We start from the raw sequence: 14216 nt of genomic DNA, 5'->3' as shown, positions 1-14216 counted from the left end.
TTGAAATCATAATGCTGAGAGATAAATAATAATTTTGAGAAACATTGATTGTTGATCTATTCAAATCAAACGGAATGTAGTATAATGAATGAAGTTATTGAAGGGAAGTTAGTATGGGAAAAGAATTAAAAGTGCTTGAGTTATTCGCGGGTGTTGGTGGTTTTAGAATTGGCCTTGAAAACTCAAATCCAAATCTATTTAAAACAAAGTGGGCAAATCAATGGGAACCCTCACGTAAATCCCAAGATGCCTTTGAAGTATACAACTTTCACTTTCCAGATAGTCAGAATTTAAATATCAGCATTAGTGAAATTGAGAGTGAGTTTTTTGAAGAAATCAATGCAGACATGATTGTAGGTGGTTTTCCGTGTCAAGACTACTCAGTAGCTAGAAGTAAAAAACATGAAATGGGGATTGAGGGAAAGAAAGGTGTGTTGTTCTGGGAAATAATACGTGCAACGAAACATTCAAAACCTGACTTTCTAATTCTTGAAAATGTTGATCGACTTCTAAAGTCACCATCCAAGCAACGAGGACGTGACTTCGCAATTATGCTTGCATCATTTGATAGTATTGGCTATTCAGTTGAATGGCGGGTAATCAATGCGGCAGATTATGGACGAAGTCAAAGAAGGCGTCGAGTATTCTTCTTTATCTACAAAAATGATACGAAGTTCGCAAAACAAATAGAGAAGAAATATGGAGAAAAACACGGAGAAGATGCATACAATGAGTACATTTTCAAAGATGGACTTTTCGCCAAAGGCTTCCCGATAAAAGAAGAAATTGTTAAGAATAGGCAATCTTATTACGAACTCTCAGAGGATATTGTAGAAGTTTCAGACAATTTTACAGGTGTAGTTTGGAATACAGGTGTGATGCGTCACGGCAAGTACTATAGTATCGAAACAGCACCAGTTGACTTGGAAACAGAGAAGTGTTTAAAACTCGGTGATATCATTCAAGATGAGAGCGATGTTGAAGAAAAATACTTTATTACTGACGAGAAGAAGCTTGCTAAATTCAAAGAATTGCGTGCTGCAAAGAAAAAAATCCGAACCTCTGCTTCGGGACATACTTATACTTTCTCGGAAGGGAGTATGTCAGAGTACGATTCATTAGATATGCCTGGAAGGACTATGTTGACTTCTGAAGGGTCAATTAATCGATCAACACATTTTCTAAAAATAAATGGTAAACATCGATTACTTACTCCAATAGAAGCGGAAAGATTGCAGGATTTCCCTGATGAATGGACAAGATATAAAAAGCTTGACTCAGGTGAAGTTGTTGAAGTATCCGACCGAATGCGGATGTTCTTCATGGGTAACGCTTTGGTTACAGAAATTGTTAAAAGAATTGCAGATGAAATACAAAAGATAACTTAAAAGACGTACAATGTACGTTTTTTAGTAAGATAGATTCAATATGATTTATGAACACTTTCGATAAGACATTCGTAATTTACTAAATGAATAATAGGAGGATAATTAGATGGTTGATAAGTATATTATAGTAAAAAAGGATAAAGTTGAATCAAATATTTCTGATTTTGAATATTCATGGGAGTACATTTCTGAATCAGGTAAAAATTCACCAACTTATTTATTTCTAGAGGATGCAGAATTCTATAGTGGAAATCTACCACCAATCAAGAGAAATTTTCAAAAGCATGAGCGTCAAAAAAGTGGCTTAGTTATTGCACGTTTGGCCATTCAAGTTTTTGAAGAGAAGCTTGATCGTCTTTCTGAACAAGAACGGAGAAATTTAGTCACTGATGCAACAGGCAATAGAATAGGTTTATGGAATAACGTCGAAGATTTAACTGTAGAGTGGGGAAATAGTAGTAACAAGGGTATAAAACCATCTAGAGAATATGTTGCGGATAAGTTTATTGGAAACGTGTACCCGTCGACTGCGGATAAGAAGTTCTTCTTTTATAATGCAGGACTTTATGATTCTTTATTTTTAGCACAGAGCTTTCTAAATGAGTTTGGAGCAGATGATGATTACTTTAAAGTATATGTCTCGCAAAATGATGCCATTGCCGCAGGTGTTGATACGGATCCAGATCTAAAAGTAGATACTTACATAGAATCGCATGCCAAAAGGCTAATATCCTCTAAAAACATCATTTATAGAGGTGCACCAGGTACAGGAAAATCATATCTTGCTAAAGAGATAGCAGCATTCATTGTAAGTGAGGGCCGCACGACTAATCAGTTATCACTGACTAAACAAGAGTTACAACAAATTGAATTTGTACAATTTCACCCAAGTTACGATTATACAGATTTCGTTGAGGGTTTAAGACCAATCAGCAAAGATAATCAGATTGGATTCAAATTAACAGATGGGATTTTTAAATCTTTCTGTAAACGAGCGACACAAGCTACGAATGGTAAAATCTCGCTAGAGGGGTTTAGAAAATATTTAAGAACACTTGGAAATAATGAAGAGCAAAACTACTTCTATATCATTGAACAGCTGCTCGGTCTAAAAGAATACTCAGGGAACAAAATTGACGATTTCCCAGTATATGACAGCTTGATGAGCATCTACAATGATGCTGATAGAATAAAAGAAATAGACAAAAGACATGGATTTCGACAATGGTTAATTACTCCAATGAACTATTTACAAAAATATGTTGAAAGTGAGACTAGTCTACATAAGGAAACGAAGAGAAAATATGTCTTTATAATTGATGAAATAAATAGAGGTGAGATTTCAAAAATATTTGGTGAGTTATTTTTTAGTATTGACCCTGGGTACAGAGGTGTGGTCGGATCGGTAAAAACCCAATACTCGAGTCTTCATGGTGACAGCAGTGAATTTTATATCCCAGAAAATGTATATATTATAGGAACAATGAATGATATTGATAGATCAGTTGATAGTTTTGATTTTGCAATGAGAAGAAGATTTAGATTTATCAATATTAGCGCAAATGAAAGCACGAGAATTTTAGAAAGAGCGTTGGGGAATGATGGGGAGCAACTGCTGTCGGAAAACGTCATCGAGGAGTCAATTTCAAGAATGACGATAATTAATGATTTAATATCAAGTGATGAGTTCCCAGAGTTAAATAGCAACTATCACATTGGCGCAAGTTATTTTTTAAAAATTGCTGAGCTAAATGGTAATTTTTCATATCTTTGGAATGATTATTTAGAACCGCTATTTAGGGAGTATCTTCGTGGGACTTATGATGAAGAGTCCCAGATTGAAAGAATACGTAATGTTTACGAATCTTTGAGTCTGACACAATTAGAGAGAATTTAGAATGAGATTATATGATAATTCTAGTGTAGCAACATCAGATGAATTTCGATTGATTTATCCAAATATTCATGACAAATTTGTAGATATTACCATGCAACGATTACTCAGTAGTGGGAATGTTCTCGTGTTTCCAAACGGATCTGTAGAATTTATGCCTATTGCAAATGAGAGTAAAATTTTTGAAACCCGTGATGGAAAAATTTTTACTTCGAATTTTATTGGCTACTTTGGAGTTAAGGGAGAAAATATTATTTTGAAGTCACGATTCGGTTCGAAGGATAATGACTATTTTCTATTTTACTTATTGGAAAAAGTACTAGGAATTAACTTCTTGAATTATTCGACCAGTTACGGGTTGGAAGACACTATTTTTAATTTTATCGAATTTATCTTTCCTCAATATTTAGATTCCGCAATGAAGAAAGGTATGTTTAAGAAATACAATATTTTCTCTCATAATGATATGAATGTAAAAGGAAAGATAGACATACCGAATTTTGTAAAAAAGAATACACCTTTTAATGGAAAAATATCCTATACTACGAGGGAATTTTCATTTGATAACAATGTAACGCAACTTGTTCGACATACTATTGAAGTCATGAAATCTAAAAATAATTTACTTGTTGGTAGTTTACTTCAACAACGACGTCTAAAAGAAAATATAGATGAAGTAATACGAAATACTCCCAGTTATTCGAAATTTAACCGAAATCAAGTGATTTCCCAAAATATTATGAGCCCGGTAAATCATGCATTCTTCTACGAATATCGTCAATTGCAAAAACTATGTATCATGATTTTAACAGGAAGAAAGCACGGAATTAAACAAAGTGATAATGAATTGAGCGGTATTGTTTTCGATGTAGCTTGGTTATGGGAAGAATATATCGCGAATTTACTGAACGATTACTTTATTCATCCTGAGAATCGAACGGGTTTGCACAAGCAGTTTCTGTTTGAAAATGAACAAGGAAAGAGACTTGGAGCTATTTATCCGGATTTGATTGGTAAGAATGATTTTTCTAAAGTTATTGCAGATGTAAAATATAAACCATTTAATAATATATCTGGTCAAGATTATCATCAAATTTTGTCTTATATGTTTAGGTTTGATAGAAAGGCTGGCTATTTTTTCTATCCGCAGACTGAAACAGACAGAGTTTCTAAACTATCAAAATTAAGCCTACTTGAGGGATTTGGTGACTCAGTCTCTAGCAATGAAGACTCTACGATAATTGAAAAAATACCATTCATGGTTCCGACTCTTGATGTGAAAAAGTATTCTGATTTTGTAGAAAAGATGGAGTTTTCTGAACAGAGTCTTATAGAAAAAATTGTAATGTTGCGGAATGAAAATTTGAATCAGTTCTAATATTGAGTCATTGAAAGCCTATTTGACTTCAGGAACCGTAGTTAGGACAAATGCATGCATGAGTGTTGATAGATTTTTAGGGTAGTAGACTACATAGAATGCTAATCGGAGAGTATGTATTATAATTTACAGGAGGAGCAATACTATGAAATCAGCCAGACAGGAAGAAATAATTGCATATATACACAATGAAATGGTACAAGCTAAAAATAAAGGATTAGCTGAGGTAACTCTTGTTTCTGGAGAAATTCATAATCATCTAGGATATACGGATCGAATGCCTTCTGTTTGTCAGGCAATGTATAAATGTATGGATAGCAAGGATGTAATCATGCATTCGACTCCAAGCGGTATGAGTTCTACAATTACTATCAAGTATTTTATAGACTAGTTTAATCTATAAGCTAAGTTGATTGAATGATGGGGTTGATGCTACTAGTAATTTTTAAGCGTGAGCACTGTTAACCTTAACCTGAATGACAGTAGTGTGTATGATAACAATAAAGGGTTTGCATAACTATTGTAAAATATAATTTCTGTGGTGTCACAGCGAAAGAATTTAAAGCAAACGATAATAAGAAAGAGTAACAATACTCTATTCTTATTATCGTTTTTTATCGAGTATCAAATCAGATAATACTTTGATTTGGGGACTAATCTAAAGTGTGTTATATCTGACTAAACTATTTCGTCATAAAGTTTTTCATCTCTAAATATTAAACGCTCTCGTTCTCCTGTGATGAGATGTACGTTATTTATCAAAAAATTCCAAAGTAAGCCGTTTGCCTCTGATGGGCAATATCCATTCTCTTTCAAAAGTAACATTAGAGTGACGTAAGTACTATCAGACATTACGCGGATGTTTTCGTTGCTTGTATTATTCATAATCTTCTCCTAAGGTATTATTCTGTTTTTAAGTTATTTTGACTGCAAGTGGAATTGTCCCAAGAAAAAACTTAGGACAGTTTTAATGCGTTTAGTGTTGGTTAAAGGTTTATACATCACCTTTCCATAGAGTTTTAACGTGGGGTATAGCTGATGGTTCCCATTCCAGTCTTGTTTACATATTTAGACCCAGTAGTAACATGAAGGTAATATCGCTTATTGAAGTCACCAACTTGCCACGATACGTCGAAGGGTTTTCCATTACTCCAACTATTGTTGTCATTTGAGTTCATTGTCCCTAATGATTTTGTTTCGTACTGAATCGATGCAGGCCAGTTATCACGGCGTAATTGCATGTACATGGTTGCTTCTCGGTATCCATTAATAGGCATCCAGTGTTTGCCCCGAACTCTAATTGTTCCCGGTCCAGCGTACCACATTTGGTTATTATCATAACCATTGGAATAGTCCTGATCAAAGCTAACATAGTAAGTGCGACCAGATTCAGATGCATGAATATCGTTACATAAGAGGGGGAGTAATGCCATTGCGCATAAGGTGAAGATTAGGCATTTTCTAGTGATTTTTGATGTCATAAATTGAGGCTCCTTTTGTGACTTTTGTGTAAATTGGGGAAAGTGCATATTTCAATAAGAGAATTCCAACGATTCCCCCTAGTGTATTCATGATGACATCGTAAATATCAGCAATTCCAACCGGTGCATCTAGGATGAATAGGAGGACTAATTGGGAAGTATCCAGAATTAGTGCTGTTAGGAATACAACCTTAAACAATTTCTTTAAACTTAAGGTGTCTTGGAATAGTGCAATAAGCATGCCAAAGGGGATAAAGAAGTAGAACTGTAAAAGCCAATTGTTGATAACGCGAGCATTTAGATTTGTAAGTGGGGTTAGTACATCGAAATGGTACGCAATATGAAGAAAATTGAAGTAACGTTCACCTGACTTAAACATCTGATTAAAATCGAGAGGAAAGTACGTGACTTCTAAGATGGCGGAAGTATAAATTATCGCCACCGTTACAACGATCCGATAAGATACTTTTCGTTTTCTAAGAAAGAACAGTACAAAGGGGATGATGAGCAGCGTAAAGGGGTAGATTGATAAAATCTCCCATCCTCTACGATTGGTCAGTAAGGTGCCGATTAAAGTAGATCTAACAATGATATTAATCCTTCCTTTCTGTGCAGAATTAATGTGAGTAATTCTGAAGTGTGTAAGATTCAATTTGCCTGATATCGCAAATGCTATTTTAGGTGACAGTAGTGAATGCTACACTGCGTATGATTGATACTAATTATTTTGATCCCTGCCTTTCTGCTTATGAAAAAATTAAATCAATTTATTAGTTGATTGTTAAGACGGTAAATCACTTTTTTTATGTGGTAAAATCGTAGCTATTTCTAGCAAGATAATTTTGAAGAGAATGGCAATACAGTCACTTATAAGTGGATATAGAACAACTTTGTTATGAATCATTTTATACAAAATGTTCTTCGAATTTTAGAGTGAAACATGTCTAAGTGGTAACATGAAAATTTTCACATATTTAAGAATGCGTTTATCGACAAAAAATTGTTTGGGATGGTAAGGAATAATCGTAATCAAACTTTGGAAATATTTAAAATTTAGATAGAGAAGTTTAAGGATAGATTAACTGATTAAAGAATCGGAGCGTATCATTCAATCGAATTTTTAAGTATACTTATTATAGAACTACGATTCCGAAAGTATATGAGAGTACACTGTGTTCGGGTTAAAATACTAAGCTTTATTGATAACGTATTGAGGAGATGTTGAACTATGCAAAAAAAATATATTATTGCGCTGGATCAGGGAACGACAAGTTCGCGGGCAATCATGTTTGATCGTGATCAAAATATTATTGCAGCTGCGCAAACCGAGTTTACACAATTCTATCCAAAGCCAGGGTGGGTTGAACATGATCCAATGGAGATATGGGCAACACAGTCGGCAGTACTGAATGATGTCGTCGCACGCTCGGGTGTTGCGATTGAAGAAATTGATTCGATTGGAATTACGAATCAGCGGGAAACTACGGTTGTTTGGGATAAAAAGACAGGGCGCCCTGTTTATCACGCTATTGTCTGGCAATGTCGTCGTACATCGGGGATGGCGTCAAAACTTGTGGCCGATGGTCATAAAGAATTCATTCGACATAAAACAGGTCTTGAAGTTGATGCATATTTTTCAGGAACCAAAATTCAGTGGATTCTTGATAATGTTCCAGGTTCGCGTGAACGTGCACAGCGTGGTGAATTACTATTTGGTACCGTTGATAGCTGGTTGGTCTACAACCTTAGTAATAAACAAGTTCATATTACTGATATGACCAATGCTTCACGAACGATGTTGTATGATATTCATAATTTACGTTGGGACCCTGAATTGTGTGCACTTATGAATGTTCCTATGAATATGTTGCCAGAAGTCCGAGGAAGTTCGGAGATTTATGCATATGCAAATATTCAAGGTCATGAAATCCCAATTTCTGGAATTGCTGGAGATCAACAAGCAGCACTCTTTGGTCAAACTGCATTCTATGAAGGAGAAGCAAAGAATACCTATGGAACTGGCTGCTTCTTACTAATGAATACCGGAGAAAAACCTGTAACTTCTAACAATGGCTTACTTACAACAATCGCTATCGGAATAAATGATCATGTACAGTATGCTTTAGAGGGTTCGATTTTTGTGGGTGGAGCAGTAATCCAGTGGCTTCGTGATGAACTTGGTTTAATTCGTACTTCAGGTGAATCTGAAGTATGTGCTAAAAAGGTTGAAGATAATAATGGGGTTTATCTCGTTCCTGCATTTACTGGTTTGGGTGCACCGCATTGGGATATGTATGCTCGTGGTAGTATCTCGGGACTGACACGGGGTTCAAATCGTAACCATATTATCCGCGCTGCATTGGAATCGATTGCATATCAATCGTATGATGTAATCAAAGCAATGGAGAAGGATAGTGGTGTTAAAATTCAAACACTTCAAGTCGATGGTGGTGCTTCATCGAATGACTTCCTTATGCAATTTCAATCTGACATCTTAGGTGTTGATGTGCGCCGTCCGACTGTATCAGAAACAACGGCTTTAGGGGCCGCGTATCTTGCCGGGCTTGCAACGGGTTTCTTTAAAGATCAAGAGACTATTCGAAAGATGCACAAGTACTCGCAAACATGGCAATCGAACTTGGATGAAGATCGTCGTTTGAGATATTTAAAAGGGTGGCATAAAGCAGTGAGCCGCGCGGTTGACTGGGAAGAACACGAGTAATACGATAAAAAAAGGTTATTCAGGAATCTCTGAATAACCTTTTTTAGAAGTTATGATGATTTGGATTGAAAGTCATCATGGTATACGATAAGCCATGTCGGGTAAAGGTTGTGTTCGTTGGAATAAAACCCAAGCGTTCGTAGAATGGTACTTTTTCCAAACGTGCATTTAATACAATAGGTCGTGATTCTGACACAAGAACACGCTGAATTAGGGTTGTTCCATAGCCTTTATTTTGATACTCCGGAAGTGTTGCGAATTTCCGAATTTGGATAAAATCGTTATCTTCAAAAATAGATAGGACACTGACGCAGGAATCACCAAGGTAAAATCCAAGATGTTGTGCTGAATCATCACCATTAACTTGAACAAAATCGCGGCTTTCGTTGGGATACATTGCGTGGTGTCGAATCGTATAGACCGTTTCTAAATCTACAGGTTTTATCATAGTTAATTCCTTTCGTCTCGCGGTGGTAGCCTCATTATATAAGCTGTGCTTCGAAAGCTCAATATAATGACTGTAATCTTCGCGCTTGTGTATCGAAAGCGAGACTTTAAATTGTTATAATGAATATACATGAGAGGGGGGCGATATTTATGTCCTATCAAGACTATGCAAATTCTAAGTATGTGTTTTTGATTGGTAATGGAATAAATCGTATTGGCGGAAGTCATGATATAAGTTGGCAACAAATTCTTGAAAACTTTGAAGTTAATTCAAAGCTAAGTTATGTCGATGGATATCCATTACCGGAGTTTTTTGAGTTGTTGTCATTATACAATCGAGATGGTGTCGATACCCTCCATCGAACACAATTTGTTGAAGCAATTGATGCGTTGGTCGGAAATAATTACCATAAGGAAGTTTATCAATTTTGCAATCGACATCACATTGATATTTTAACAACGAACTTCGACCATGCGTTTCAAAAGACCAATAATTTAGTAAAAACTAGCACACGCAAACTGGATAAGAAATTTACTGACTTTTATCCATGGCAAGTTTTTTATACTGAACAAGGCCATAAAAACTCTGATCAAGGAATTCGTCTCTTTCATATCAATGGAGACCAATACTACAAACGGTCATTAAAGCTTACGGTTAAAGATTATGCGGGAAATATAACCTATTTCAATCGCCGTTATAATCCTTTACAAAAAAACTCGAAGTACGCCAATGATGAAACATGGATTAACTGTCTCTTTGATAAAGACGTCATTATTTTTGGTCTTGCATTAGGTGATGAAGAAATTTTTATTCGTAATGTCTTGATCCAACGGGCGCTTTACCGTAAGAAAATGATGATGAACGGAACTAGTGGCTATTATCTATACTGTACCCAAGATTTCAAAGATGATACAACGTTGGCACAGTATACCTTGTTTTTCAAAGCGGTAGGGATTGCAATGGTTCCTTATGAAACCTATCATGCAATTTATGAAAGAAAGTGAGAAGGTATTATCGATGATTCAATATGTTGCTTTTTTGAGAGGGATTAATGTTGGTGGAAAAAATAAGGTGCCAATGAAAGACTTAAAGAAATTGTTTGAGGATTTAGGGTATGTTAATGTTAAAACCTACATCAACAGTGGTAATGTTATCTTTTCAAGTCCAGAGAAAAACCAAGGGATTCTAATAGCAAGTTTGGAGCCTATCCTACTCGAAACATTTAATTTTGAAATTCCTATTACAGTTGTGAGTGTCGAGGCATTGCAACGTGTTTCGGATAACGCACCAGAATGGTGGGGAGACGGTAATAAGGAATACTATCATACAGCGGTTTTTGTAATTCCGCCAAAGGATGCATCGGCAATTATGGAAATTATGGGTGCGCATTTAGATGGTAAGGAATATGTAGAGGTCGGTGAGGCAATGATCTATTGGACAGCGGTGGTTGCTTATTTTTCTCAGACAAAGTGGTCTAAAATTGCGAGCACGGACGCCCGTAATTTTGTAACGATTCGTACGGCCAATACAGTGCGAAAAATTCTTGCACTTGCAGCCACAATGACTACTTCTGCAAATGAGGATTAATGATGACAATCAAAAGAATCCTAAGTATTGATATAGGTACGACAAATATAAAAGCAGCTTTTTTTTATGGTAATCGATGCATTGATATACAAGCTAAGGAAGTAACAACTTACAGCAATGGTCGCATGCAAACCCAAAACCCGAAAGATATTTTAAAAACGGTTCAAACACTTATTGAAGCAGGTGTTGATATTCATGACATTACGGATGTTGTGATTACGACCGCGATGCATACGTTAATTTATGAAACTGAATTAGATAAGTTTTCCGAAATGATTATTTGGTCGGATAACCGTTCTGAAGCAGTAATTGAAGTTCTTCAAACAACGTCGATACCTTTTTATCAGAAAACAGGAACACCGCTCCATCCAATGTCCCCTCTAACGAAGTTGTATCAAGCGCGTAATGAGTCCGTATATCGGATTCATGATTTAAAATCATACCTTATGATGCATTTAACAGGTCTTTTCCTAACAGATGTCTCGAGCGCATCTGCATCGGGGTGTTTTAATATTCATACACACTGCTGGGATGGTGAAATTTTAGATGTCATTCACCGAAGTCCAATACAATTCCCTGAAGTTGTTGCTGTAACGCATCAAGCACGGATGACTAACTCTAAGCAGGACATTACCATAACGATTGGGTCAACAGATGGCGTAATGGCGTCTCATTTTTTTCGAGAAAAAGCATATCTTGATCAATCTCCCTATGTCATGAGCATTGGTACCAGTATTGGTGTCCGATACTATGCGCAGCAACCCGTTTTATCTAAGACGGGAAATACGTTTTGTTATATCCTTAATGAAGGTTCCTATCTCTGCGGGAATGCATCAAACAATGGCGGTAACTTGTACCAGTGGGTGAATCAAACCTATTTTAAGAACACCTTATCATTTGAACGGCTCATTGAATTACTCGAACTTGCCGATCCAGATGAAATGGAACTTTACGCTAAACCTTATGCTTTTGGTGAACGTGGTCCTTTTTGGAGGATTCACCAAGGCATGAAGCTTAGTTTTGAATCAAATTCAAGCGAACAAATTGCACAGGCTATATTTCTTGGAATGCTTGCGAACATTGATTTAATGTTAGAGAGTCTTGCATTTGAACGACATATGCCGTTGTTTGTTACCGGGGGATTTTTAAAAAATCAACGTATGGCCCAACGTGTCGCGGATTTGCTAGGGGTGATACTTATTCAAGTAGCAGATGAGAACAGTGTCTGTGAGGCTGCTGTACGGCTTTTAGACGTCAATTTACCATTGAAAGCAATGACGACAGTTGTGCCGCAATCCTTGGACACTAATCTTACAAAACAAAAAGCGTATATAGTAAATAACTTATAAAGGACAAAGGAGGCGGTATTATGGATTTAAAAGCATACATTCAAGAACTAGAGGCAAAAACAATCAACCCGAAGCAATTGGTTGAGGCATCAATAGAAGCAATCAACAATCATAATGCAACAATGAATGCGGTTGTTCATCCACGCTTCGAGAAAGCATTAGCTGAAGCTGAGAATGATTACAGTCACACAATATTTAAAGGAATTCCCATTCTACTGAAGAGTCTAGGCCATAGCTTAGCGGATGAACCAAGTACGGCGGCATCCAATTTATTTAAAGATGCCACGGCACAGCATACGAACAACTTTGTTCAAAACATCTTAGATCTTGGTTTTATTGTTATCGGACAAACAAACAGTCCAGAGTTTGGATTTAAAAATATCACAGATTCAAAGTTATATGGTGTTACACGCAACCCACGAAATCTTGAGACGACACCAGGTGGATCAAGTGGTGGTGCGGCAGCAGCGTTGGTTGCAGGCTTTACTCCCGTCGTTGCGGCAAGTGATGGTGGTGGTTCGATTCGCATTCCGGCAAGCTATACGGGCTTGGTAGGTCTTAAACCGACACGAGGCAGTATCCCAACGGGTCCTTATATGCATCGTGGATGGCAAGGGGCATCGATGAACTTCTTTTTGACAAAGACAGTAGGCGATACAGAACTTCTCTTTGAATCTATAAAACAGAATACAATTGCTTCACCATTTAATTATGTAGTAGCAAAAGCAATTCCTAAAAAAACTTTAAGAATTGCTTATACTGATGTATCACCTGTCGGTAGTGTTGTTAGTGAGGATGCGAAAGCTGCATTAATGCAAACTGTCCAACAGCTTGAGGCATTGGGTCATACATTGGTCTATGAAACACCTGATTATGACGGTATGAAACTCATGGAAACATACTATATGGTAAATGGTGTTGAAACAGCCGCGATGTTTAAAGATATAGAAACAACGCTCGAGCGTCCGGTGGCAATGCATGAAATTGAACTCATGTCATGGGTTTTGTACCATTATGGTTTACGTGTTCAAGGGTGGCAAATGGTAGATGCTCTAAATTATTGGGATCGAGTGAGTGATATCATGCATCAATTCCATCAAAAATATGATTTGTATTTAACACCTACGACGGCCAAAGCTGCACCTTCTGTAAATCATGTTTACCACACCGATACATTTGTAAGGCGTATGGAAAGAATTGAATCAGATGAAAATCCGTATCAAGTCGTGTGGGATATGTTTGAAGAGTCCTTATCTTACACACCATTTACGATGCTTGCGAATATCACTGGACAACCTGCATTGAGTATTCCATTATATCGTAATCAAAACAATGAATATTTTGGGACTCAACTGATGGCTGCTAAAGGCAACGAAGCTTTGTTATTTTCAATTGCGAAGACACTAATGAATGAAAAGGACTGAGATAAACTCAGTCCTTTTTAGATTTCTACTTTTTGCATGACATCTTCGAATGTTGTTTTCTTTAATTCATTGATCATGGCGTTTTGAACATCATCAAGGTATCCATCAAGTACCGTGTGAACTTGTTTTCCGACGGGACAATTGGGATTCGGATTATCATGAAAGGCAAAAAGATCATCTTGGATGCTGTCAACTGCAATGAAAACATCATAAAGTGTGAACTCAGATAATTCCGGAACGATATGAGCCCCGCCGGCACCACGTTGAACTTCAACGAGTCCCGCTTTCTTCAATTGTCCGAGAACATTTCGGATGATAACAGGGTTAACATTGACGCTTTCAGCGATAAAATCACTGGTGATTTTATGCGCACCATCGAAAGTGTGAATACATATTAACGAATGTAAAGCAATGGTAAAACGACTACTAATTTGCATAATATTACCTCTAATTATCTTTAGTATAGGATACGAACCGTTGTAATGTCAATGATTACAATTATTTGTTGTAACTATTGACATTACAACAAAACAGGTATATTCTTT

General features: G+C 36.6%; 14 protein-coding genes. 9 read left to right on the top strand and 5 right to left on the bottom strand.

All coding sequences use genetic code 11. From position 1 onward, the window contains the following. Nucleotides 1-113: 113 nt before the first annotated feature. The 4 genes from GVV19_RS06590 (at nucleotide 114) to GVV19_RS06575 (ending at nucleotide 5051) form a co-directional block, all read left to right on the top strand. Nucleotides 114-1388 carry a DNA cytosine methyltransferase gene (locus tag GVV19_RS06590; protein ID WP_159646543.1) on the top strand — a complete coding sequence of 425 codons (1275 nt, stop codon included), beginning with the start codon at nucleotides 114-116 and terminating at the stop codon, nucleotides 1386-1388. Nucleotides 1389-1494: 106 nt separating this feature from the next. Then, the gene (locus GVV19_RS10765) at nucleotides 1495-3285 is read left to right on the top strand and encodes an McrB family protein (RefSeq protein WP_201288195.1); all 1791 of its coding nucleotides are present in this window, start codon (nucleotides 1495-1497) and stop codon (nucleotides 3283-3285) included. 1 nt (nucleotide 3286) lies between these two features. Further along, the gene (locus GVV19_RS06580) at nucleotides 3287-4660 is read left to right on the top strand and encodes a 5-methylcytosine restriction system specificity protein McrC (RefSeq protein WP_159646541.1); all 1374 of its coding nucleotides are present in this window, start codon (nucleotides 3287-3289) and stop codon (nucleotides 4658-4660) included. A gap of 145 nt (nucleotides 4661-4805) precedes the next feature. Continuing rightward, nucleotides 4806-5051: a hypothetical protein gene (locus GVV19_RS06575; RefSeq protein ID WP_159646539.1), complete on the top strand. Its 246-nt coding sequence runs from the start codon at nucleotides 4806-4808 to the stop codon at nucleotides 5049-5051. A gap of 287 nt (nucleotides 5052-5338) precedes the next feature. Here GVV19_RS06575 and GVV19_RS06570 read toward each other — a convergent pair whose 3' ends face one another. The 3 genes from GVV19_RS06570 to GVV19_RS06560 form a co-directional block, all read right to left on the bottom strand. Continuing rightward, the gene (locus GVV19_RS06570; protein WP_159646537.1) at nucleotides 5339-5545 is read right to left on the bottom strand and encodes a hypothetical protein; all 207 of its coding nucleotides are present in this window, start codon (nucleotides 5543-5545) and stop codon (nucleotides 5339-5341) included. A 134-nt stretch (nucleotides 5546-5679) separates the two neighbouring features. Then, entirely contained in the window at nucleotides 5680-6141 is a 462-nt protein-coding gene (locus GVV19_RS06565) for a hypothetical protein (RefSeq protein ID WP_159646535.1), read from the bottom strand. Continuing rightward, on the bottom strand, nucleotides 6122-6583 hold the full coding sequence (locus tag GVV19_RS06560; protein ID WP_159646533.1) for a VanZ family protein: 462 nt from the start codon (nucleotides 6581-6583) through the stop codon (nucleotides 6122-6124). Before GVV19_RS06560 ends, GVV19_RS06565 begins: the two co-directional genes overlap by 20 nt. Before the next feature lie 786 nt (nucleotides 6584-7369). Between GVV19_RS06560 and glpK the strand changes: the two genes are divergently transcribed. After that, on the top strand, nucleotides 7370-8863 hold the full coding sequence (gene glpK / locus GVV19_RS06555) for a glycerol kinase GlpK (RefSeq protein ID WP_159646531.1): 1494 nt from the start codon (nucleotides 7370-7372) through the stop codon (nucleotides 8861-8863). Between the two features lie 43 nt (nucleotides 8864-8906). On the opposite strand, the gene GVV19_RS06550 is transcribed toward glpK, so the two are convergent. Continuing rightward, on the bottom strand, nucleotides 8907-9311 hold the full coding sequence (locus GVV19_RS06550; protein ID WP_159646529.1) for a GNAT family N-acetyltransferase: 405 nt from the start codon (nucleotides 9309-9311) through the stop codon (nucleotides 8907-8909). A gap of 149 nt (nucleotides 9312-9460) precedes the next feature. Here GVV19_RS06550 and GVV19_RS06545 point away from each other — a divergent pair, with 149 nt between their 5' ends. The 4 genes from GVV19_RS06545 to GVV19_RS06530 are packed head-to-tail and all read left to right on the top strand — an operon-like array spanning nucleotide 9461 to nucleotide 13671. Then, complete coding sequence (locus tag GVV19_RS06545; protein ID WP_159646527.1) at nucleotides 9461-10315, top strand: hypothetical protein; 855 nt, start codon at nucleotides 9461-9463, stop codon at nucleotides 10313-10315. A gap of 13 nt (nucleotides 10316-10328) precedes the next feature. Continuing rightward, a complete protein-coding gene (locus GVV19_RS06540) occupies nucleotides 10329-10898 on the top strand; it encodes a DUF1697 domain-containing protein (protein ID WP_159646525.1) in 570 nt (189 codons plus the stop codon). 2 nt (nucleotides 10899-10900) lie between these two features. After that, nucleotides 10901-12247: an FGGY family carbohydrate kinase gene (locus GVV19_RS06535; RefSeq protein ID WP_159646523.1), complete on the top strand. Its 1347-nt coding sequence runs from the start codon at nucleotides 10901-10903 to the stop codon at nucleotides 12245-12247. A gap of 20 nt (nucleotides 12248-12267) precedes the next feature. Further along, nucleotides 12268-13671, top strand: coding sequence for an amidase family protein (locus GVV19_RS06530; protein ID WP_159646521.1), 1404 nt, complete (start codon nucleotides 12268-12270; stop codon nucleotides 13669-13671). Nucleotides 13672-13688: 17 nt separating this feature from the next. Here the strand turns inward: GVV19_RS06530 and GVV19_RS06525 are convergent, their stop codons facing one another. Continuing rightward, a complete protein-coding gene (locus GVV19_RS06525; protein ID WP_159646519.1) occupies nucleotides 13689-14108 on the bottom strand; it encodes an Rrf2 family transcriptional regulator in 420 nt (139 codons plus the stop codon). Nucleotides 14109-14216: the final 108 nt, after the last annotated feature.

The organism is Erysipelothrix anatis, assembly GCF_009828745.1.
GTDB classification, from domain to species: domain Bacteria; phylum Bacillota_I; class Bacilli_A; order Erysipelotrichales; family Erysipelotrichaceae; genus Erysipelothrix; species Erysipelothrix anatis.
Note: the sequence above shows the minus strand (reverse complement) of the source record. Positions and strands in the feature narration are given on the sequence as shown.

Bases quoted from the DNA above. Each gene is read 5' to 3' on its own strand.
- GVV19_RS06590 (WP_159646543.1), top strand. From the start codon at position 114: ATGGGAAAAGAATTAAAAGTGCTTGAGTTATTCGCGGGTGTTGGTGGT.
- GVV19_RS10765 (WP_201288195.1), top strand. From the start codon at position 1,495: ATGGTTGATAAGTATATTATAGTAAAAAAGGATAAAGTTGAATCAAAT.
- GVV19_RS06580 (WP_159646541.1), top strand. From the start codon at position 3,287: ATGAGATTATATGATAATTCTAGTGTAGCAACATCAGATGAATTTCGA.
- GVV19_RS06575 (WP_159646539.1), top strand. From the start codon at position 4,806: ATGAAATCAGCCAGACAGGAAGAAATAATTGCATATATACACAATGAA.
- GVV19_RS06570 (WP_159646537.1), bottom strand. From the start codon at position 5,545: ATGAATAATACAAGCAACGAAAACATCCGCGTAATGTCTGATAGTACT.
- GVV19_RS06565 (WP_159646535.1), bottom strand. From the start codon at position 6,141: ATGACATCAAAAATCACTAGAAAATGCCTAATCTTCACCTTATGCGCA.
- glpK (WP_159646531.1), top strand. From the start codon at position 7,370: ATGCAAAAAAAATATATTATTGCGCTGGATCAGGGAACGACAAGTTCG.
- GVV19_RS06550 (WP_159646529.1), bottom strand. From the start codon at position 9,311: ATGATAAAACCTGTAGATTTAGAAACGGTCTATACGATTCGACACCAC.
- GVV19_RS06545 (WP_159646527.1), top strand. From the start codon at position 9,461: ATGTCCTATCAAGACTATGCAAATTCTAAGTATGTGTTTTTGATTGGT.
- GVV19_RS06540 (WP_159646525.1), top strand. From the start codon at position 10,329: ATGATTCAATATGTTGCTTTTTTGAGAGGGATTAATGTTGGTGGAAAA.
- GVV19_RS06535 (WP_159646523.1), top strand. From the start codon at position 10,901: ATGACAATCAAAAGAATCCTAAGTATTGATATAGGTACGACAAATATA.
- GVV19_RS06530 (WP_159646521.1), top strand. From the start codon at position 12,268: ATGGATTTAAAAGCATACATTCAAGAACTAGAGGCAAAAACAATCAAC.
- GVV19_RS06525 (WP_159646519.1), bottom strand. From the start codon at position 14,108: ATGCAAATTAGTAGTCGTTTTACCATTGCTTTACATTCGTTAATATGT.